Annotated in this window: 19 protein-coding genes (1 of these 19 only partly in view); 8 read left to right on the top strand and 11 right to left on the bottom strand. The window is 71.0% G+C overall.

All coding sequences use genetic code 11. The features are described 5' to 3' along the window. Nucleotides 1-2 precede the first annotated feature (2 nt). From tgmC to tgmA, 3 genes are read right to left on the bottom strand one after another with little or no spacing between them, the layout of a single operon-like run. A complete protein-coding gene (gene tgmC / locus J8M50_RS04510; protein ID WP_010352046.1) occupies nt 3-1,157 on the bottom strand; it encodes an ATP-grasp peptide maturase system methyltransferase in 1,155 nt (384 codons plus the stop codon). Next, nucleotides 1,154-2,113, bottom strand: a complete 960-nt coding sequence (gene tgmB, locus J8M50_RS04515) for an ATP-grasp ribosomal peptide maturase (protein ID WP_010352045.1) — start codon at nt 2,111-2,113, stop codon at nt 1,154-1,156. Before tgmB ends, tgmC begins: the two co-directional genes overlap by 4 nt. A gap of 1 nt (nt 2,114) precedes the next feature. After that, entirely contained in the window at nt 2,115-2,387 is a 273-nt protein-coding gene (gene tgmA / locus J8M50_RS04520) for a putative ATP-grasp-modified RiPP (protein ID WP_010352044.1), read from the bottom strand. A gap of 126 nt (nt 2,388-2,513) precedes the next feature. Here tgmA and J8M50_RS04525 point away from each other — a divergent pair, with 126 nt between their 5' ends. Then, nucleotides 2,514-3,320, top strand: a complete 807-nt coding sequence (locus tag J8M50_RS04525; protein WP_223786163.1) for a helix-turn-helix domain-containing protein — start codon at nt 2,514-2,516, stop codon at nt 3,318-3,320. Beyond that, nucleotides 3,317-3,526, top strand: a complete 210-nt coding sequence (locus J8M50_RS04530) for a DUF397 domain-containing protein (protein ID WP_010352042.1) — start codon at nt 3,317-3,319, stop codon at nt 3,524-3,526. Before J8M50_RS04525 ends, J8M50_RS04530 begins: the two co-directional genes overlap by 4 nt. 62 nt (nt 3,527-3,588) lie before the next feature. Here J8M50_RS04530 and lhgD read toward each other — a convergent pair whose 3' ends face one another. Both lhgD and J8M50_RS04540 read right to left on the bottom strand, forming a co-directional pair. Then, nucleotides 3,589-4,809: an L-2-hydroxyglutarate dehydrogenase gene (gene lhgD / locus J8M50_RS04535; protein ID WP_010352041.1), complete on the bottom strand. Its 1,221-nt coding sequence runs from the start codon at nt 4,807-4,809 to the stop codon at nt 3,589-3,591. 62 nt (nt 4,810-4,871) lie between these two features. Then, nucleotides 4,872-6,290, bottom strand: a complete 1,419-nt coding sequence (locus tag J8M50_RS04540) for an NsdA family TPR-like regulatory protein (RefSeq protein ID WP_010352040.1) — start codon at nt 6,288-6,290, stop codon at nt 4,872-4,874. A 721-nt stretch (nt 6,291-7,011) separates the two neighbouring features. On the opposite strand from J8M50_RS04540, the gene J8M50_RS04545 reads away from it, so the two are divergent. After that, nucleotides 7,012-9,117, top strand: coding sequence for an asparagine synthase-related protein (locus J8M50_RS04545; protein WP_010352039.1), 2,106 nt, complete (start codon nt 7,012-7,014; stop codon nt 9,115-9,117). Nucleotides 9,118-9,348: 231 nt separating this feature from the next. After that, nucleotides 9,349-9,792: a plasmid transfer protein KilB gene (gene kilB / locus J8M50_RS04550; protein WP_010352038.1), complete on the top strand. Its 444-nt coding sequence runs from the start codon at nt 9,349-9,351 to the stop codon at nt 9,790-9,792. Between the two features lies 1 nt (nt 9,793). Here the strand turns inward: kilB and J8M50_RS04555 are convergent, their stop codons facing one another. Both J8M50_RS04555 and J8M50_RS04560 read right to left on the bottom strand, forming a co-directional pair. Continuing rightward, on the bottom strand, nt 9,794-10,435 hold the full coding sequence (locus tag J8M50_RS04555; protein WP_223786164.1) for a hypothetical protein: 642 nt from the start codon (nt 10,433-10,435) through the stop codon (nt 9,794-9,796). Nucleotides 10,436-10,532: 97 nt separating this feature from the next. Then, nucleotides 10,533-10,955 carry an ATP-binding protein gene (locus J8M50_RS04560; protein ID WP_010352036.1) on the bottom strand — a complete coding sequence of 141 codons (423 nt, stop codon included), beginning with the start codon at nt 10,953-10,955 and terminating at the stop codon, nt 10,533-10,535. Nucleotides 10,956-11,144: 189 nt separating this feature from the next. Here J8M50_RS04560 and J8M50_RS04565 point away from each other — a divergent pair, with 189 nt between their 5' ends. After that, nucleotides 11,145-11,999, top strand: a complete 855-nt coding sequence (locus J8M50_RS04565; RefSeq protein WP_010352035.1) for a helix-turn-helix domain-containing protein — start codon at nt 11,145-11,147, stop codon at nt 11,997-11,999. A gap of 25 nt (nt 12,000-12,024) precedes the next feature. Then, nucleotides 12,025-12,210, top strand: a complete 186-nt coding sequence (locus J8M50_RS04570) for a DUF397 domain-containing protein (RefSeq protein ID WP_010352034.1) — start codon at nt 12,025-12,027, stop codon at nt 12,208-12,210. 53 nt (nt 12,211-12,263) lie between these two features. On the opposite strand, the gene J8M50_RS04575 is transcribed toward J8M50_RS04570, so the two are convergent. From J8M50_RS04575 to J8M50_RS04585, 3 genes are all read right to left on the bottom strand, one after another. After that, nucleotides 12,264-12,911, bottom strand: coding sequence for a hypothetical protein (locus J8M50_RS04575; RefSeq protein ID WP_178855142.1), 648 nt, complete (start codon nt 12,909-12,911; stop codon nt 12,264-12,266). Between the two features lie 165 nt (nt 12,912-13,076). After that, the gene (locus tag J8M50_RS04580; protein ID WP_010352032.1) at nt 13,077-14,909 is read right to left on the bottom strand and encodes a sigma-70 family RNA polymerase sigma factor; all 1,833 of its coding nucleotides are present in this window, start codon (nt 14,907-14,909) and stop codon (nt 13,077-13,079) included. A 316-nt stretch (nt 14,910-15,225) separates the two neighbouring features. Continuing rightward, nucleotides 15,226-15,957 carry a TetR/AcrR family transcriptional regulator gene (locus tag J8M50_RS04585; protein WP_010352031.1) on the bottom strand — a complete coding sequence of 244 codons (732 nt, stop codon included), beginning with the start codon at nt 15,955-15,957 and terminating at the stop codon, nt 15,226-15,228. Nucleotides 15,958-16,399: 442 nt separating this feature from the next. Here J8M50_RS04585 and J8M50_RS04590 point away from each other — a divergent pair, with 442 nt between their 5' ends. Further along, nucleotides 16,400-17,794 (top strand): NAD(P)/FAD-dependent oxidoreductase, encoded by a 1,395-nt coding sequence (locus tag J8M50_RS04590; protein ID WP_010352030.1) that lies wholly within the window; start codon nt 16,400-16,402, stop codon nt 17,792-17,794. Nucleotides 17,795-17,992: 198 nt separating this feature from the next. Then, nucleotides 17,993-19,645, top strand: a complete 1,653-nt coding sequence (locus J8M50_RS04595; RefSeq protein ID WP_010352029.1) for an ATP-binding SpoIIE family protein phosphatase — start codon at nt 17,993-17,995, stop codon at nt 19,643-19,645. An 87-nt stretch (nt 19,646-19,732) separates the two neighbouring features. On the opposite strand, the gene J8M50_RS04600 is transcribed toward J8M50_RS04595, so the two are convergent. Beyond that, nucleotides 19,733-20,073 carry the final stretch of an MFS transporter gene (locus tag J8M50_RS04600; protein ID WP_040835800.1) on the bottom strand. 913 nt of this gene lie beyond the right edge of the window, so only the last 341 of its 1,254 coding nucleotides appear in the window; the start codon falls outside the window, past its right edge — the gene reads right to left on this strand; its stop codon occupies nt 19,733-19,735.

The following is a 20,073-nucleotide window of genomic DNA, read 5'->3' on the forward strand; positions in this document are numbered from 1 at the left end:
CCTCAGACGGGCAGCGTCCAGCTTGGTCCGCCGGGGGTGCCGAGCCACACCCGCTGGCCGTTGGGGGTGATGGTCAGGCCGAACTCGGACAGGTGCGGTGAGCCGTGGGACTGCCAGGTGGTGATCGCGTCCTCGACGCCGGTCCACAGGCTGAGCGGGCCGCGCTCGGTCACCGTCCAGCCCTCGCCGTCGGCGCGGGTTCTGGCCTGGGAGCCGGTGGCGACGTCGAGGAGTACCTGTCCGGCGCCCATGCCGAGGCGTTCCGCCGAGGGTGCGGCGAGCTGGGCCACGAATCTGCCGGTCCAGTCGTCGAGGAGGGCCGGGTCGATACGGCTCGGGCGTTCGTCGCCGGGGAGCAGGTCGAGGACGCCGTGCGGGGGGCGGTCGTGGGGGCGCGCGATCATGAACGAGGTGTACCCGGGCAGGAAGCGGCCCTCCGCGCCACCGTCCTCGTCGACCGTGAGCCTGACGAGCCCGTGCGCGAAGCTCCAGCCGGAGAGGGTGACGAGGAGCGTGCCGCCGGGGGTGATCTGGCGGAGCAGTTCGTACGGGACGTACCGCATCGCGCAGAACGCGATGACGACGTCGTAGGGGGCGCGGGCGGCGTGGCCGCGCAGGCCGTCGGCGGTGACGAGCGTGGGGGTGTGGCCGGTCGCCGCGAGCGCCTTGCGGGCGCGCTCGGCCACTGAGGGGTCGGTCTCGACCGAGGTCACGTTCCGCGCGCCGGTGATCTCGGTGATGTAGGCGGTGGAGAGGCCGGTTCCGGTGCCGATGACGAGTACGCGTTTGCCGGGGGCGATACCGGCCTGCTCGATCATTCGGAGGACGAGGCTGGGGAGGGTCGAGGACGAGGTCGGGCTGAGACCGGTGACAGGGCCGGTGGCGTTCTCGGCGAGTACGCCGTCGATCTGGGTCACCCAGGTCTGGTTCTCGTAGGCGAGGCGCAGCCATGCGCGATCCGGGGTGTCCGCGCGGCGGGCAGGGGTCCAGGTGGTGCCTGTCGGGGAGTCGCTCTGCCGGTAGATCGCGGGGCCGAGGAACACCTCGCGGGGGACGGCCTCGGCTGCTCGCCGTACGTCCGGGTCGTGCAGGACGCCGTCCGCGACGAGCCGCTCGACTAGCCGGTGGCGCAGGTCGGCGGCGGTTTCCTCGGTCATGCGGTGTCGCCTTTCTCCAGGGTGTCGGCGAGTGCGCTCGCGATGGCGCGGGTCGTGGACTCGTCGACGAACGCCCACTGGCCGTTGGGGTTGCATTCGAGGAACCACCATCGGTCCTGCGCGTCGAGAGCGAAGTCGAAGGCGCTGAAACGGAGCCCGAAAGTGTGCAGGAAGGCGCGTGCGGCATCGCGGACGGGGCCGGGTACGGGGATGGGGGTGCAGGTGATCAGGGTCTGGTCCCGGCGCCAGTCGAGGTGGTCGCCGGCGGTGTCGATACGGCTCGCGAAGGCTTCGTCCCCGACCATCGTGAGGCGTACGTCGGCGGTCTTCGGGACGCAGGCCTGGAAGAGGTGGGGGCACAGGGCGATCGAGTCGTCGAGGTCGTCCGCCTGGACCGGGTGTACCCAGACGGTTCGGTTGCGGCCGTCCTCGCAGGCGAGGTGGACGCGGTGAACCGGTTTGTAGATCACGCTCTGGTACTCGGCCGTGAACTTCTCGGCGTCCGCCGGGACGTTTGTGATCAGGGTGTCGGGGACGGAGAAGCCCAGGCGGGTCGCCGTGGAGAGCTGGAGCACCTTGTTCTCCGCGTCGCGGTTTCGCGCGGGATGGTTGACGTACAGGGCTCCGGGAAGCGCGTGCAGTGTCCCCAGGTAGCCGTGACGCGACTGCTCGATCGCGAACCGCTGTGCGGGGGTCCCGTTCGGCGTGCCGAAGGGACTCGGGCGGCGCCAGTAGACGGAGCGGACGTTCGACAGGTCGAGGCGGCGGGTCTTGGTGGTGACCTCGCCGGTGAAGGTGCCTTGTCCGAGCCGGGTACTCATCCGCGCGGCGTACGGGAAGTCGGTGGCGGGGTCGAGCCGTACGGCCGGGACGCCCCGGCCGTGGAGCTCGTCCAGCACCAGGTCTGCCGTGACGTCGCCCAGCGCGGTGACGACGAGAACCGGTGCGTCGGTCATCTCAGGCGTCCGAGTCGGAGTCTTCGGTGAGGTCGGAGTCCGAGGGTGGGGGCGGGTTGGGGCCGCCGCCGTCGGACGAGGTCGAGGTCTGGCCGGCGGTTGTCGTGCCGGTGCCGTGCTTGTTGCCGATGTCGACGTGGGTGCCGTCCGCGCGGAAGTAGCGGGTCGTCTGGGTCGCCGGGTCCAACTCGGTTCGGGCGTAGGGCACTTGGGTGACGTCTGGGTACAGCGCCAATCGCCGTACGCCCCAGGGGGTCGCGTTGGAAGTGGGCACGTCGTTCCTCCAAGAGGTCTGACTCTCTGTGTCGTCTCGATCACATGGTGAACTGGAGGGGCGTACGCTCGCCAGATCTGGAGGCATTCCAACAGCGCTGGAAATCTGGGGGAGTTGATGGAACGCGTGAGCGAAGTGGGTGTCCCCTCGAACGCGGCTGAATACTTCGGCAACGAAGTCAAGGCGCTCCGCGAGGCGTTGGGGATGTCGCAGGCCGAGTTCGCGAAGGAGCTGAAGTACGGGGCGGCGCAGGTCTGCAAGGTCGAGGGCGGGCAGGTCCTGGCGTCGGAGTCCTTCGCGATGGCGGTGGACAGGGTCGCGGGGACGCCGGGGGTGTACGCCCGTCTGCGGGCGCGGCTGGTCAATCTCGGGCATCCCGACTGGTTCCTGCCGTACGTCACGCTGGAGGAGAAGGCGATCTGGGTGCGGATGTTCCATCCTCAGCTCGTGCCGGGGCTGGCGCAGACGCCGGAGTATGCGCGGGCAGTGCTGCGGACGGGGCGTCCGGAGAACCTGGAGGAACTGGTGGAGGCACGGATGAGCCGCCAGAAGATCCTGCACCGCGAGGATGTGCCCGCACGGTTGTGGGTGATCATCGGGGAGGCCGCGTTGCGGAACAGGGTCGGTGACTCGGCGGTGATGCGGGGGCAGCTCGATCATCTGCGGGTTCTGGCGGAGGTTCCGCGCAACCGGGTGCAGATCATTCCTGACAAGGGGCCGTATCACGGTTACCCCAGTCCGTTCGGTGTGCTGTCCTTCGGCGACGGATCCGACGCGGTGCACGTCGACGGTTACCCCAAGGGGTACGTCCTGCTGGAACCGGACGACGTCCGACAGGCCCGCGAAGCCTATGATCTGCTTACGGCCGTCGCCGCGCCGCCGGACGAGACGGTCGCCCTGATCGACTCCGTCTTGAAGGACTGCCACTCATGAACTCCACCGCCCCGCAGAGTGGTTGGCGTGCCTCTACGTACAGCGGCAACAACGGCGGCGAGTGTCTTGAGTGGGCGCCTGAACACGCGCGTACGACGGGCGAGTTCAAGGTCCGTGACAGCAAGTCCCCTGATGGTCCCCACCTGACGCTGACCCGCGCGGCCTTCACCGGCCTCATCGCCTTGGCCCGCAACACCGGCGTGTAGTAAGCCCTGCTTCAGCCCCTTCAAGGCCGACTCACCCACAGAACGCCAGCCCTCACCTCCCCTCACACCCCCGACAACACCCCCAACGCCCTCCGAGCCACCTCTCTCCCGATCGGCAGCGAAGCCGTAGCCGCAGGCGATGGCGCGTTGAGCACATGCACCGCCCGAGCCCCCTCCTGGATCAGGAAGTCGTCCACCAACCCCCCGTCCCGCAGCACGGCCTGCGCCCGCACCCCCGCGCCGCCCCGCACGAGGTCCGCCTCCTCGACCCCCGGCAGCATCCGGCGCACCGCGTCGACGAAGGCGGCCTTCGACAGGGAGCGGCGGATCTCGCCCGCGCCGTAGCGCCAATGGCGTCGACCCAGGCGCCAAGTCCCGGGCCAGCTCAGGGTTCCGGCGAGTTCGGCACCCCGGACCACCCCCCACCCGTACCCCTCCCGGGCGAGCGCCGGAACGGCGTTGGGGCCGACGTGGACGTCGCCGTCGATGCCCCGGGTCAAGTGGACGCCCAGGAAGGGGAACGCCGGGTCGGGGACGGGATAGACCAGGCCCCGGACCAGGGAGGGACGCGTCAGTTCGTAGTACTCGCCCCGGAACGGGACGATGCGGACCGACGGCACGTCGCCCGTCATGCGGGCCAGCGTGTCGCAGTACAGGCCGGCGCAGTTGACGAGCACGCGCGCACGGACGACGTCGCCGCGCGAGGTCAGGACGGCGACCCCCCGATGCGCGCGCCGGTCCACGCGGACGACCTCGGCCCCGTACCGGATCTCCGCGCCGGAGGCGTCCGCGAGGGCGCGCGCGACACCCCCGTAGTCACAGATGCCGGTGGAGCCGACATGGATCGCGGCGAGCCCGCGCACCTCGGGCTCGTACTCCTGGATCTGGGAGCCGCCGAGTTCGCGGACGGAGATGCCGTTCTCGCGCCCGCGCTGGACCAGGGCGTGCAGGCGAGGCAGCTCCGCGCGGTCGGTCGCGACGATCAGCTTGCCGGTGACCTCGTGGGCGATCCCGTACTCGGCGCAGAACTTGACCATCTCGGCGCCGCCCTGGACGGCGTACCGGGCCTTCAGGGAGCCGGGCCGGTAGTAGATCCCGCTGTGGATGACGCCGCTGTTGTGCCCGGTCTGATGGCGCGCGGGCCCGGTCTCCTTCTCCAGCACGGTGACCTTGGTCCCGGGGGCGGCACGGCTGACGGCGTACGCGGTGGCCAGGCCGACGATGCCACCTCCGACGACGAGCACGTCACAGTCGTACGGAACCCCACCGGACACGAGCACCACCTCCACTCTCGATAGTGCACTGCGCCACTGACAACGCCCTCAAACGTGATCCCGGAAGAGATCTACGCCGGTGTCATCAGCAGCGGCCGGGCCCGCTCGCGGAGTTCCACGACGCGCGGCTCGTCGCCGTACGGCTCCAGGCGGTGGAGCAGGTCCTTGACGTACTCGGTGGTGCGGACGGAGGAGATGCGGCCGGCCACCTCGACCGCGCGCACGCCCTGCTCGCAGGCCGCGTCGAGGTTGCCGGACTCCAGCTCGGCGACGGCGGAGACGACGAGGCGCAGTCCGTGCGAGCGGACGAACTCCTCGGTCGGCTGGGAGAGGGCCTGTTCGGTGAACCGGCGGACCTGGCGGGGCGCCTTGAGGTCGCGGTAGCACTCGGCGGCGTCGGCGGCGAACCGGTCGTAGGAGTAGAAGCCGAGCCACGAGGGGTCGCTGTCGCCCTCGCGCGCGCGCTCCAGCCACCCTTCGGCAGCCCTCAACGCTGCACCGGCGGCGTGTGCGTCGCCCGCGCGGGCGTGCGCGCGGGCCTCCACGAGCCGGAAGAAGCTCATCGTGCGCGCGGTCGCGAGGCCGCGGTTGCGCTCCAGGGCGGCCTGCGCGAGGTCGACGCCCTCGTCGCCGAAGCCTCTGTAGGTGGCCTGGAGGGACATCGAGGCCAGGACGTAGCCCCCGAGGGGGACGTCGGCCGCCGCGCGCGCGAGGCGCAGCGCCTGGATGTAGTACCGCTGGGCGGCCTCCTGCTGGCCGGTGTCGAAGGCCATCCACCCGGCGAGGCGGGTGAGTTCGGCGGTGGCCCCGAAGAGCGCGCGGCCGACCTCGTCGGAGTACGCGCCCAGGAGCAGCGGCGCGGCCTCCACGCGCAGGCACTCGGGCACCATGGACGAACGCCAGTCGCCGCCGCCGTACTTGGAGTCCCAGCGGCGCGCGTCCTCGGCGGCCTCCCGGAGCTTGCGGACGTCGCTGTGGCCGACTTTCACCGGCGCGCTCTCCGCGAGGGGCGCCTCGCGGGCCACGGAGCTGTCGGCCGGGGTTATGAGCCACCGGGAGGCGGGCGTCGCGTACGCGCTGACGGCGAACGAGCCCGCGAGGGACTGCCAGATGCCGCCGGAGCCCGCGCGCCTGCCCGCGAGGTCGAGCCGGTACAGCTCGGTCGCGGAGCGCACGGCCTGGCCGACGTCCCGGGGGAAGGCGAGGCCCACCTCGGGCGCGGGATCGGCGTCGGCGAGGCCGATCTCGTGCAGCGGGACGGGCCGGCCGAGCTTCTGGCCGATCGCGGCGGCGATGAGGTGCGGCGCGGCCCCCTGGGGGACCATCCCCTTCGACACCCAGCGCGCGACCGACGTCTTGTCGTAGCGCAGCGTCAACCCTCGTTGCGCGCCTAAGTCGTTGACGCGGCGCGCGAGCCCCGCGTTGCTGATTCCCGCGAGGGCGAGAACGGCGCCGAGTTTTTCGTTCGGCCCGCGTTGCTCCCTGGACATTGCGCCACCCCTCGACACAGACGGCTGCCGCGCTGGCATAACCACGCGGCATTCGTAAACCCAGCGTAGTTCGCCGCATCCCAAGCGTTAAGAGGCATTGTTCCGGTTGGCGGGATTGTTGCCCGTACGGAAGTGCGGGCTCCGTAGCGGTCCGTCGCGATGTGCTCCCGCTGTGTGGCCGTGCGCCCGTGCGTGCGCTCTTCTCCGGCCATCGCGGGAGCGCTTCGATGGGCGATGCGTGGGTCGGCCCGCTGTACTGGATCCAGTGGGCTGGGGGACACCGCCGCCTACATCCCCGCGGGCGGCGGAACGGTCCGGGGGGCGAACTCCGTCTCCCGGATCGCGCACTCGCACAGGGTCGTGCGAGCTGTGTACGGAGCGTGTGCGCGGCGTTCCCGGAAGCTTCGGCAACCGCCGCGTCACGCTACGGATTTGGCTGAAAAACGCCCCTCGGACCGTCAGGTGATCAAGGCCCCGACCATGGGAATCGAGGGCGCACGGGGCGTCCGGGGGGAGCGTATCGGGGGCGCATTCACGTCGCGGGCGCGGGGGCGCACGCGGGGGTGTAGCCGGGGTCCCGGCCTCGGCAACGGCACGCGCGCGTGGGCGCGTTGCGGTGCCGGTCAGGCGTTCTGCCTTCCGTCATGGGCGCGTTCTTCGTGGCAGCATGGTGAATCGGTTCGTACGGTGCACCGGTTGTCCACAGCCTGTGGAGGCGTCGATGCGGTGGTTGGTGGGTTGGAGCATGACCGCCGCGGGGTCAGCGCCGGGTTACGGCGATCCCTACGGCGGGTACGAGGGCGGCGGCGCCGTCGGCCTGGACGGCGAGGTCGTCCAGCCGGTCGGTTCGCAGCTCCTGTGGGGCGACCCCGATCCCCTGTGGGCCGTCGGCGACTGGCGGCCCGACGAGATCCGTGTCGTCCGCGTCGACGAGCGCACCAGGATCGCCGTCCTGGGCCTGTGCGGGGCCAGCGACGAGCAGTTGCGCATCGGCCTGCTGACGGCCCGTGGCGGCGCCCTGCGGCACCTCACGGCCTGGCCCGGCAGCTACACCGCCGTCGTCCAGGTCGACCGCCGGATCACCGTCTGCGGCGACCTCGCGGGCGCGCGCCCGGTCTTCCACACGCCGTGGGCGGGCGGTACGGCGTACGCGACCGCCGCGCTCCCGCTGGCCGACCTCGTCGAGGCCAACCTCGACTTCGGGCACCTCGCCGCGCTGCTCGCGGCGCCCGACGTACCGGCCGCCCTCCTCGATTCGACGCCCTACGACGGCGTGCGACGCGTACCCCCGGGGCACGCGCTCGTCCTGCGCGCGGGCGCGAAAGAGGTCGCGAACTACGAACCCGTCGCCTCGCTCGCCGTCGCCGCCGCGTCCACCGATCCGGACAGTGCGATCGAGGGGGTGCGGGACGCGCTCGTCGAGGCGGTGCGTACGCGCCTGTCGGCTCCCCGGCATGTGCCTGACATGGATCCCGGGCCCGTTCCCGGCATGGGGCCCGCCGAGCGGCGTGCCGCGCGCGGGATGCCGGTGCCGGGGATCGGGGCGGATCTCACGGGCGGGCCTGCTTCGGGGACGCTGGCTCTGCTCGCGGCGGGACTTCCCGGGATGCCGGGTACGGTCCTCGGGCACGGGACCGGCGCGGGGGAGCGGCTTCTCGCGGTCACCTTCAACGACCTCACGTCCCGGCGTCAGCAGGAGGAGCTGGAGCGGGCCGGCGAACTCGCCGCCAACCCCCGGCTCCACCACGTCGTCGTCACCGGCGACGCCGAGATGCTCCCCTACGCGGCCCTGGACGGCCCCCTGACGGACGAACCCGGCCCCTCCCTGGTCCTGGCCGCCCGGCACCGTGCGCGGCTCGCAGCGGGCAGCGCGGACCACTTCACGGGGCACGGGGCGCGGCAGGCCCTCGACGCGCACCCGGCCCGCCTCGCCGATCTGCTGATGGACCGTAAGCGGCGTCATCTGGTCCGGCCGATGGCCGCGTTGACGAAGGCGGACGGGTCGGTGCTTGTCCCTGCGCGCGTGTACGGGGCTGCTCGGCGTCTGGCGCGGACTCCTTACGCCGCTGGGCTGGAGTCGTTGGCGGACCGGTTGCTGTCCCGGCGGTTCGAGGACACGCCCGGTGCCGTGGGGGCGTCCCTTGCGGCTCTGACCTGGGCTCCTGCGGGTCCGGCCGCTCGTTGGCTCACGGGTGAGGCGTTGGCTGAAGTATCGGTTCGCCTCCAGTCGTCGACGTCCCGTGCGGGCGCCGTCGGGCCCGGACAGAGACCCGGCGACCACCGCGCGCGTGCGGCTCTCGCGAGGCATGCGGCCGACTTGCGGGTGCTGGAGCAGGCGACCGAGATTCGCTCCCAGCGGCTGCACGCTCCCTACCTCGACAACCAGGTGATTCGGGCCTGTCAGGCCCTGCCGGAGACGCTTCGGGTTCAGCCGGGGGCTCGGGCGGCGATTCTGCGTCGGGTGCTGACGGCTTCCGGGGTGGGGGAGTTGCCGCCGGGGTGGGGGACTCCGACGCCGGGTTCCGCGACGGCGACGGCTCGCGCGGGGCTGCGGGCGGCTACGGGGAGCGTCCTGACGCTGTTCGAGACGCCGCTGCTCGCGGAGGCGGGGTTGGTGGAGGCGCGGGTGGTGCGGAAGGCGGTGCGGGCGGCGGCTGCGGGGGAGCCGTTGCCGTTGGCGGGGCTGGCGGACTTGGTGTCGCTGGAGTTGTGGCTGAGGAGGTTGCTGGCGCGGAGGGGGACGTGCTGGACGGGCACGCCTGCTCGGGCTCGCGCTGTGCCGGCGGGGATTGCGCCTCGGAGGGGGGCGTTGTCTTCGGGGGGGTGAGGGGGTGCGGGTTGTGTGGGGCTGGTCGCGCCCGCGCGGCGGTAGCCGCACATTGACACAGCCCCGCGCCCCTGAGGGACTGGGGTGCTGCCCGGTTCTGGAGTGCAGGCGCGACCAGCCCCCCACAACCCGCACCCCACCACCCACCTCCCCACCCCTCCCGAACCCGCCCCCGTCAACAACCCGCGTGAAACTGAAGCCCCTTGTACGCACGTTCCCCCAGGAGCCCCCATGTGGTCCAGCGTCATAGCCGTGGCCGGCACTCTCCTCGGCGGCCTGCTCGCCGGGTTTCTTCAGCAGCGAGGGGAACGCGCGGCGAGGGCTGAGCGCAGGGAAGAGGCGTTGCGCGTGGCGTTGGGGGAGTTGGTCGCGGCGTTGGGGGATCACCGCAGAGCGCTCTGGCATCGGGAGGAACTGCGGTTGCAGGGCGCGTCGGAGGAGGTACGCCAGTCCGCCAGAACCGCCTCCCACGCGACGCGTTCCGCACTGACGGCCCCGTTGGTCTCCGTATCCGTCCTGGAACCGTCCCTGGCCCAGCCGGCCCGTACTGCAGTACTCGCGGCGGTGGCCCTGCGAGACGTACCGGACAGGGAGACGCTGTCGACCCGCAGGGAAACGGCGATCAAGGCGACGGACGACTTGGTAGCGGCGGCGGGAAGAACGCTGGCGGCGTGACCTATATCCGCCGGTCCCCCCTCCAGCTGACCGAAGTCATCGCACCGAGCCCCCCATTGACCAACCCCTTGTACGTCACGGTTCGGGTGGCCCCAACCTCCCCCGCAACCCTTTCCGCCAGCCCGAACCCCTCCTGCAACAACCTCTCGCACTCACTCTCGTACCTCCAGTCCACCCGATCCCGAAGCCAGAGGTGCAGCGCGTCGTCGATGGCGTACGCCCACGCGCGGAGCGCCCCTGTAAGCCCCTCGGAAAGCTCCATCGCGGCCAGAAGATCGTCGGCACGGAAGTCCCCGAACCCCTCGGCGCGGAGGGGACTGCACCCGACCTCCCCCTCGACGACGAGGTGGACGGGGTGCGGCGGACGTCCCTCCTCGTGCTCGTCGTAGAACAACTCGCACCCCCAGCACACCCGCCGCCCCTCCCGCCGAACGTCGTCCCAACACCGCACGACCCACGAGTCCCCCAACTGCCGGGCAACCCGCCGAGCGAGAACGAGCCCCGCCGCGAAATCCCCGCCCCCTTCTGATCCCCAAGCCCGCAACGCGTCGACAAGATCCCCCGCCAACCCGAGCCGATCATCATCGAGCGGCACGCTGAACAAGTACGCGTCCTCGAACTTCAACTCCCCGAAGTCCAGCACGCCCCACAGGGGAGACGCCCCACCCCGGGCCCGTACGAGGATGTCCGCCCACTCGGTCATACGGCCTTTGTACCTCGACCCGGCGGCGGAAAGGGGCTCAACTCGTTCCCCTCTCAGGCAAGTTCAGCGTCACCCAAACCACTTTCCCCACCCCGTCCCGAGCCCCGCACCCCCACTCCGACGCCAGCGCATCAACCAGCACGAGCCCCCGCCCGCCCTCGTCCAACGCCCCGGCACACCTCAACTCAGGCTGCCCATCACTCGCGTCGGCGACCTCGATCCGCAACTCCCGTTCGGTGAGGACGACTTCAACGAGGATCTCCCGCCCGGGAAGGGTCTTCGCGTTCACGGCATTGGTGACCAGCTCGGAGAGCAACAGCTCGGCGTTGTCGGCGAGTTCACCGCTGATGCGCCAGCGGGAGAGGTGACGGCGGAGGTCGTCGCGGGCGAGAGAGACGGTGCGGCGAAGGCTGGGGTACTGGTGGCTGGTGGTGTGAGGGGGTGCGGTCTCGGTGGACATGGCTCATCTCCTGGGGAGCGAGTGACTGCACGTCAAGGTCTGTGTCACAGAGCCCTGTTGGGGAGGCGTGTGACTCAACTCAGAGTGGTGAGCAATGTCTCTGTCCGCAACCTACTTCTTGGAAATATCTCCAACATCATCAGCTTGGGGTACCGTTTGCGCCGGTAGAACCGTGTGAAGGAGGGACGAATGACCAGGCCTCAAGCGCCAGTTCGACTCCGGCATCTCGCGGCTCTGCTGATCGAGTACCGGGAGAAGGCGGGAAAGAGCCTCGACGACGCGGCGGAACGCATCGGCTGCCACCGCACGAAGATCAACCGCATCGAGAACGCCCGACTGGGCATCTCTCTCGGCGAGTTGCGCGACCTGCTGACCTTCTACGGAGTCACGGACGCGGCACAGGTCGACGAGATGGTGACGTTGGCGCAGCGGGTACGGGAACCGGCGTGGATCAAGCGGGTGCTGGAGGCGCGGCGGTCGTTCGCGGACTTCCTCTACTACGAGACGACGGCCGAACGCATCCGTTCGTATCAGAGCCTCGTCGTCGCAGGCCTGCTCCAGACACCCGACTACGCGCGCGCCATTCTCGGCGCCACTCCCACGACCCTGCTCCCCGACGAGGCCGAGGCCATGTTGGAGGGGCGTATGAAACGGCAGGAGATCCTGTCGAGCCCCTCGGCGCCCCACCTGTGCGTGGTCGAGGGGGAAGCGGCTCTCCGGCTTCAGGTAGGCGGTCGAGAGGTGATGCGCAAGCAGCTGGAACACCTGGAGACCATGGCTGGACACCCGTCCGTAGAGATTCGTGTCGTCCCCTACCAGACAGGTGCGCACGCCGCGTTGTCCGTCAGGTCGTTCGTCATGTTCAGCTTCGCCAGCCCTCGGTTCCCGGACATCGTCACCCTGGAACACCGCACGGGTACGCAGTACTTGGAGACCCCCGAGGAGACAGCGGAGTACGCCCTCCTGTACGACTCGGTGCTGTCGACAGCCTTGAGCCCTGAGGACAGTCTCGCTCTCATCGGCCAGGCTCGGCGGGAGATGTAGAGCACGACACCCGGAGCGCCAGCACATGAACAACCTCAGCCCTGAGCCCACCACGTGGCGCAAGAGCAGCTACAGCGCCGACGGCGGCGACTGCCTCGAAGTCGCCGACAACCTCCCCGGCATCCTCCCCGTCCGCGACAGCAAGACCCCGCACCGCACCCCCCTCCTCTTCACCCCCACCACCTGGACCGCGTTCATCCGAACCCTCTGAACGCCGAAGAACCGGCACCCCCTCGCTGGAGGTGCCGGCTCTCCGATGCCGAGTTACGAGCTCTGCCGCCCGATAGACATGTCCCCCTTGCGCGGCGCCTTCACGATGATCGTCTTCGTCTTCTTGGTGCACGGCGGCGCGTACCAGGTCTTCACCGACGTGAGCTTCCAGCCCACCTGCCCGAGAACCGCGCGGTACCCCTTGTTGGTGCTGTTCGTGTCGGAGACCGTCTGAGACCCCGTCCACGTCCACGAGTTGCCGATCTTGACGTCGACCTTCACCTTGGCCTTCGCCACGATGATCTTGGCCTCCGCCTCGTACCCGCCGGTGACGTCGAACGTGAAGGTGTGGGAGCCCGTCACCGCCCACGACACCGACTGCCGGGGCAGGAGCCACGTCGACTGCGGCTTGCCCTTGTCCGCCAGGAAGTACGGCTTCCCCTTCACCGTGTACTCCGGCGGCTGGTTCACCTCGGGGCAGACGGGGCCCCGGAAGTCGTGCGGCTCCGGCTCGTCACCCGCGAACGCGAAACCGGTTTCGTCGTCGACACCGGCGACAGTCCCGTCGTTCATGACGATCGTCGTACCGGCGGCCGGTACAGGCTCGTCACCCGCCTCGGCGGCACCGGCGCCGGACGCCGCCAACAGCACCGTCGCAGCGGTTATGAACGGAAGTGCGGTGCGCGTCAACGTGTATCTCATGGGTCCCCGTTTCGATGAGCTGGTCACTTCTCACAGGCGGCAAGGCAGGCGCACACCATCACAGCGTCTGGATGCCGCTCCCCGGATGGCATGTGCACGCCGTCTCCGTCTGCCTGTGATTGTTGGGTACGGCGGACCCGAGAAACCTCATGGGTACCTCAGACTTCACCCGCACCGGAACCGGGACTCCGCCCAGTCCACCAACGCCAGTTCGTCGAACCGCGTATACGGCTCCACCACCAACCGCACGGTCTTCCGCCCGGTCAGATCCACATGCACCGGCACCGCCGGATCCCCGCCCTTGACGAGCCCCGACCGCCACAGCCGCACCCCGTCCGCGTACACGGCGAAGTACGCCTGCCCCAGCCGCAGCGTCGTGTCGTCGATGCCGACCAGCGCGTCGTACGACGTACAGGTCCGGTTCAGGTCGACGGTGACGGACGACCCCGCCCGCACGGTCACCCCGCTGTACGGCTGACCGGCGATGGAGAGGTTGTCCCGCTGCCAGACCCAGTCGCTCTCGAAGAGCCGGATCTCAGGGCCGGTGCCGTCGCCGTTGGCGTTGTAGGCGAGTTCGTTGAGGGGATAGACGGCGGGGGCGGGCGGCGGAGTCGGGGTCGGTGTGGGGGTGGGCGTGGGTGAAGGCTTGGCGCTCGGCGTCGGACTCGGCGCCGGGGGACGCGGCACCACGGGAGCCGGACTCGGCTTCACCGAAGGCTTCGCAGACGGCTTCGGTGAGGGCTTCACCGGAGCGACCGGCGCAACCACCACCGGCGGCTTCTTGGACGGCGACGGCGACGGCGAAGGCGTCACCTCCTCCCGAACCACCGGCGCAGACGACGGCGCCGGAGCCGCAGGCGTCTTCGCCGGACTGTCGTTCCCCACCAGCGCAAGCGCGACGGCAGCAGCAGCCACCGCCACCACCCCCGCCGCGATCCCCGCCTTCACCGGCGCCCCGAGCCCCTCGGAAGCAGCGGCACCACCCGAGGCAGAACCCCCGTTGGCAGCGGCGGCGGCGCCACCGACACCGGCAGCCCCCGCCCCCACCCCACCCGCGATGAGCGCAGCCGCCTTCGCGTACCCCGCAGCCCCGAACCACCCGATGACCGCGACCGGCACGACCGCCGGAATCCCACTGGCGACTTCCTCGATCTGCAACGCCGCCAGCCGGCACTTCGCGCACTCCTCCAGATGCTTGCGCAGCCCCCGCTCGGCCCGCGTCCGCAACCGTTTGCGCGCATACGTCCCGAGCTGATCGGCGTACTGGCTGCACTCCTCGTCGGAGGTCAGCGTCGCCGACACGTGCGCCTGGAGATACGCCTGCTTGAGCCCCTCGCGGGCCCGGGATGCCAGCACCCGCGTCCCGTTCGCGTCCAGCCCGAACAGCGTCGCGACCTCACTGGGCGACTCGTCCTCGACCTCGGTGTGCCACAGAACGGCCTGCCACCGCTCGGGCAGCGACCGGAAAGCCTGCATCGCCATGGACTGCTCGGCCTCGTGCATGGCCCGTACGTCGGCGCCGAGTTCGAGCGTGTCGTCGTCACCGACCTCGGAGGCACGCCCGGCCGCCTGAGTCGCGAACACCGCGAAATCGTCGACGAGTTGCTCCCGCTTCGCCGACTGGATCCACTGCGCGGCAACCCGCCGTACGGACGTCAGCAGATAGGCGCGTACGGCGTACTCGGGCCCCGACCCGCCCCGTACCGCCTGCAACATCCGCGCGAACACCTCGGCGGTGAGGTCGTCGGCGGTGTGCCCGTCCCGGCAGCAGGTGCGCGCATAGCGCCGTACGGCGTCGGCGTGCCGACGGTAGAGCTCCTCGTACGCCGAGTCGTCCCCGGCGCGCATGGAGGCGATCAGCTCGGTGTCGGCCGGCGGCAGTTCCCGCAGCGGCGGCAGCAGACTGTCGTCACGCCGGTCGCGCTGTGGCGGGACCTGTGGCGCGTCGAGCTCACCGGTGTCGCCGCCCTGCGACTCGTCCCGCCCGTCAACACTCATCGCGGAAAGCCCCCGCCGCCAGCCCGTCCAGTCCCGAACACCGGCTCAGAGTGCCACACACATTTCGCCCGCCGCCCCCCACGAACGCCCCCTTCCACCCGTAAGTGCCCCCTTGCCGTTCCCTTGTACTAGAACTCACCCGGCGTGGGAATGCTCAACTACCGCAGGAAACAAGGTAGTTACGTTGGGCATCAAAAATGGTTCACGTGTTCGACGACGGAAGCGTCACCTTTTCGAGTCACACCCCGCTCCGAAACGGACCCGCGCCCCCGGGCAAGACCTCCCCAGGGGCGCGGACCGTGTCGATCCACGGCCACTACCGCGACCGCAGCCCTTCCAGCAGGATGTCCAGCAACCGAGCCGAAGCCGCAGCCTGCTGCACCGCATCCGGCAGGGACGGCGCCGCCGTGGCGATCACGAGCAGTACGTCGGACACGGACACGTCCGTCCGCAGCTCCCCGGCCGCCCGAGCCCGGTCGACCAACTGCCCGACCACGTCGAGCAGAGCCGCCACGCCCGGATCATCCAGCGGCGACACGGCCTCCGCCTCGGGAACGAGCCGCAGCTCCCCCCCACCCGGCTGGGACCGCTGCTGAGGCACACGTGCCTCCTCCTCGGCCACCCCCACCCGCAGCACCTGAGGCGGCAGCAACCGCCCGGCCCCGGACGCGACGGACGTACGAAGGAAGCGGGACAGAGCCGACCAGGGCTCGTCCTCCTGCCCGAGAGCGGTACGCGCCTGCTCCGTCAGCCGGGCCGTCTCCTCCTCGGCTATCCGCCGGACCAGCACGTCCTTGCTGGGGAAGCGCCGGTAGACGGTGCCCACCCCCACGCGGGCCCGCCGGGCGACGTCCTCCATGGGAGCCCCGTAACCCAACTCCCCGAACACCTCGCGCGCTGCCCGCAGCACGTGTTCGAGGTTGCGCTGTGCGTCCACACGCAACGGCGTCGTCCGCGAAGTGTCCCCGCGGCCGTTCCCCGTCGCGCTCATGATGGCGCCGCCCGCGAGAGCGGACGCCGTAGACCATTGCGAGTCCTGAATGTGCATCAATGATCCCCCGGTAAATGTCGTCTCCCCCCGGAGACTTTCTCCGCCATTGAATGCCGGAGCGTGTGGAACAGGGAGCAGCGAGCCCACCCCCGCGTGTCGCGGGTACGGCGGCACACGTCCCCCTTCGGGCTCTCCGGCCGGCACGCCCCGCGCCCCACGCGGACACGCACCGGACAGGAAGCCCTACACCCCGTCGTCACACGAACATAGTTGAGGGACGGTCAATTCAGAAGGGGCACGTTCCGCTCAGAGGACCGCTCGATCGGAGTACACGGGGTGTGTATCCCGGTCGCGCACCCCCGCACGCCCCGGCGCACCTGGCCTGACCTGCGCGCCTGGCGTACGTGCGGGCGGCCCGGCCGACCCCGGCCACACCGGGGCGCCCGCCCCGCTGCGCGCCGGGACTGTGGACAAACTCCGGTGCCGGGTGCGTCATGGGGTGGTGAAGGAACGTGCGCGCATTCTCGTTGTCGGCGGCGGCTACGTCGGGATGTACACGGCATTGCGACTCCAGCGGAAGCTGAAGCGCGGGGAGGCCGAGATCACGGTCGTCACCCCCGACCCGTACATGACGTACCAGCCGTTCCTCCCGGAGGCCGCGGCCGGCTCCATCTCCCCGCGGCACGTCGTCGTCCCGCTGCGCCGCGTCCTGCCGCACTGCCGGATCGTCGTCGGCGAGGTCACGGCGATCGACCACGGCGTACGCACCGCGACCCTGACCACCCTCGCCACGGCGGAAGAGGGCACCGGCCCCCGGCAGTTGGCGTACGACGAACTGGTCCTCGCGCCCGGCTCCGTCTCCCGCGCCCTCCCGATCCCCGGCCTCGCCGAGCACGCGATCGGCTTCAAGACCGTCGAGGAGGCCATCGGCCTGCGCAACCACGTCATCGAACAGATGGACATCGCGTCCTCGACCCGCGACCCGGCGATCCGCGACGCGGCCCTGACGTTCGTCTTCGTCGGCGGCGGCTACGCGGGCGTGGAGGCCCTCGGCGAGCTGGAGGACATGGCCCGCTACGCCTCCCGCTCGTACCACAACGTCACCCCGGACGACATGAAGTGGATCCTCGTCGAGGCCTCCGACCGCATCCTCCCCGAGGTCGGCCCCGACCTCGGCCGCTACACGATCAGCGAACTCCGCCGCCGCAACATCGACCTCCGCCTGAACACCCGCCTGGAGTCGTGCCTCCAGCGCATCGCCGTCCTCAGCGACGGCTCACGCTTCCCCACGCGGACGATCGTCTGGACGGCCGGCGTCAAACCGCACCCCCTGCTCGCCGCGACCGACCTCCCCCTCACCGACCGGGGCCGCCTCAGGTGCACCCCGGAACTGGCGATCGAGGGCACCGCGCACGCGTGGGCGGCCGGAGACGCCGCCGCCGTCCCCGACCTCACCGCCGCCCCCGGCACCCACACCGCCCCCAACGCCCAGCACGCCCTGCGCCAGGCGAAGGTCCTCGGCGACAACGTCGTACGCTCCCTGCGCGGCGAGCCCCTCCGGCAGTACGCGCACGCGTACGCCGGCTCGGTCGCCTCCCTCGGTTTCCACCAGGGCGTCGCGCAGGTGTACGGCCGCAAGCTCAAGGGGTACCCCGCGTGGTTCATGCACCGCGCCTACCACCTCAGCCGCGTCCCCACCTTCAACCGCAAGGCGCGCGTGCTGGCCGAATGGACGCTCTCCGGGCTCTTCAAGCGGGAGATCGTCTCGCTGGGTTCCCTCGAACATCCTCGCGCGGAGTTCGAACTGGCCGCCGGTGGAAAGTCTTCCGATGAAAGGACCGGCCCGCCCGGGAATCCCGGTTCCCCGGGCGACGAGGACAACCCGAAGGAGTAGTCCTCACCCGATCCAGGAACTCCGCCGAGCGCCCCGGCGTCGAACGAATACCGGGCCCGGCGCCCGCACTGCCAGACTGCATCCCGACGACCCTCTTACCGCCCTCTCACGTCCTACCGACCAAGGCAGCACACGGCGTGTCCCCGCCGCACGGCCGCCCCGGAGCCGGCCGACCACCACGACACGAGGCAAGGATTCGTGAACTTCACGCGCTGGAGCGCCCGGCTCCCCGGAACGCAGCGCCGCGCCGCCGCGCGGGCCGAGCACCCGCACGCCACCCCCGACCGGCGCGGCGAGGGCTCCGTCCCCGCGGCCCGAGCCGAACACCTCACCGACCCGGACGACACCCGGCCCGCCCAGGCCGTCGACGCGCTCCCCGTCCGTGAGGTCCTCGACCGGGTCCCCGCCCTGGTCGCCCTCGTCCACGGCCCCGACCACCGCCTCGCCTACGTCAACGACGCCTACGCCGCCGCCTTCGGCCCCCGCCCGCCCGGCGAACCCGCCGCCGACACCCTCCCCGAACTCTCCGAACTCGGCCTGCTCCCCCTCCTCGACCAGGCCCTGCGCAGCGGCCGGCCGCGCACCCTCAAGTCCCGCAAGGCCCCCGACGGCCGCTCCTACACGTTCACCTGCACGCCCGTCACCGAGGACGACGGCGGCGAGAAGGACGCCGTCCTCATCTTCGCCGTCGACGTCACCGACCACGCCGAGGCCGCCGAGCGCCTGCGCGCGAGCGAACGCCGCCAGCGCGAGACCGCCGTCACCCTCCAGCGCTCCCTCCTCCCCCAGGAGCTCGAACAACCCGACGACCTGCGCATCGCCGCCGTCTACCACCCCGGCGGCACGGAAGCGGCGGTCGGCGGCGACTGGTACGACGTCATCACCCTCGGCGGCGGCCGGACCGCCCTGGTCATCGGCGACGTGATGGGCCGGGGCGTGCGCGCGGCGGCGGTCATGGGCCAGCTCCGCACGGCCGTCCGCGCGTACGCGCGCCTGGACCTCCCCCCGCACGAGATCCTCCAGCTCCTCGACGGCCTCGCCTCCGAGATCGACGCCAACCAGATCGCCACCTGCGTCTACGCCGTCCACGACCCCAACGAGGGCCGCCTCGTGTACGCCTCCGCCGGCCACCTCCCGATCCTGGTCCGCGACGAGACGGGCGCGGTCCAACGCGCCCCCGAACCCACCGGCCCGCCCCTCGGCACAGGCGGCCTGATGCACGCGTCGTCCACGATCCCCCTGGGCCCCGGCTCCACGGCCGTCCTCTACACGGACGGCCTGGTCGAACGCCGGGACGCGGACCTGGACGAGGGCATCGAGGCCCTGGAACGCGCCCTGTCCGGAGCGACCGGCACCCCCCAGGTCGTCTGCGACCGCCTGGTCCGCTCGGCAGGCGTGACCGCCGACCACGACGACGACGTAGCGGTCCTCGTCCTCCAGCACCCCAGCCGCACGGGCCCGGAGGGCGAACTCTTCCGCAACGCGGCGCTGGAACTGCTGGGCGGCATCGAAGCGGCGCCCCGCGCGCGGGCGTTCGCCTCGGGCGTCCTCACCAGCTGGCGCTTCCCCGCCGACCTCCACGACCACGGAGTCCTGGCGGCCAGCGAGCTGGTCGCCAACTCCCTCCAGCACGGCACCCCACCCATGCGCCTACGCCTGCGCCGCACCGACCGCCGCCTGATCATCGAGGTGACGGACGGGGACGACCACCTGCCCCGCCGCCGACAGGCCGACCCCGCCGACGAATCGGGCCGGGGCATCGCGATCATCGCGACGATCGCCACGAGCTGGGGATCGCGGCGGACACCGGGGGGCGGCAAGGCGGTGTGGTGCGAGTTCGCGCTGCCGTAGAGGTAGATGTAGATACGGAAAGGGGGCCGTCGTAGCGGTACGACGACCCCCTGTGCGAGACGGCGATCCAGGCTGCGAGACGGCGGTTCAGGCGCTGACCGACTCCACCCGCGCCCCACCCCGCGCGACCACCCGGTTCCGGGCCAGCAGAGGCTGGTCCTGGACGGGGGTCAGCTGACGGCCCAGCCGCAGCGCGAGCCACGTGATGCCGAGCGAGAACAGCAGGAACGTCACGACGTACGGGGCGTGCAGCGACGCGCCCATCGGCCCGCCGATCGCCGGACCGATGGCCAGCGCGAGCTGCTTGACCAGAGCGAACGCCGAGTTGTACTGACCGGCCATGCCGGTGGGCGCGAGGTCCGCGACCAGGGGCGCGACCGTCGGGGCCAGCATCGACTCGCCGAGCCCGAACAGCGCGTACGTCGACA

It is taken from the genome of Streptomyces acidiscabies (genome assembly GCF_020010905.1).
Lineage (GTDB): Bacteria > Actinomycetota > Actinomycetes > Streptomycetales > Streptomycetaceae > Streptomyces > Streptomyces acidiscabies.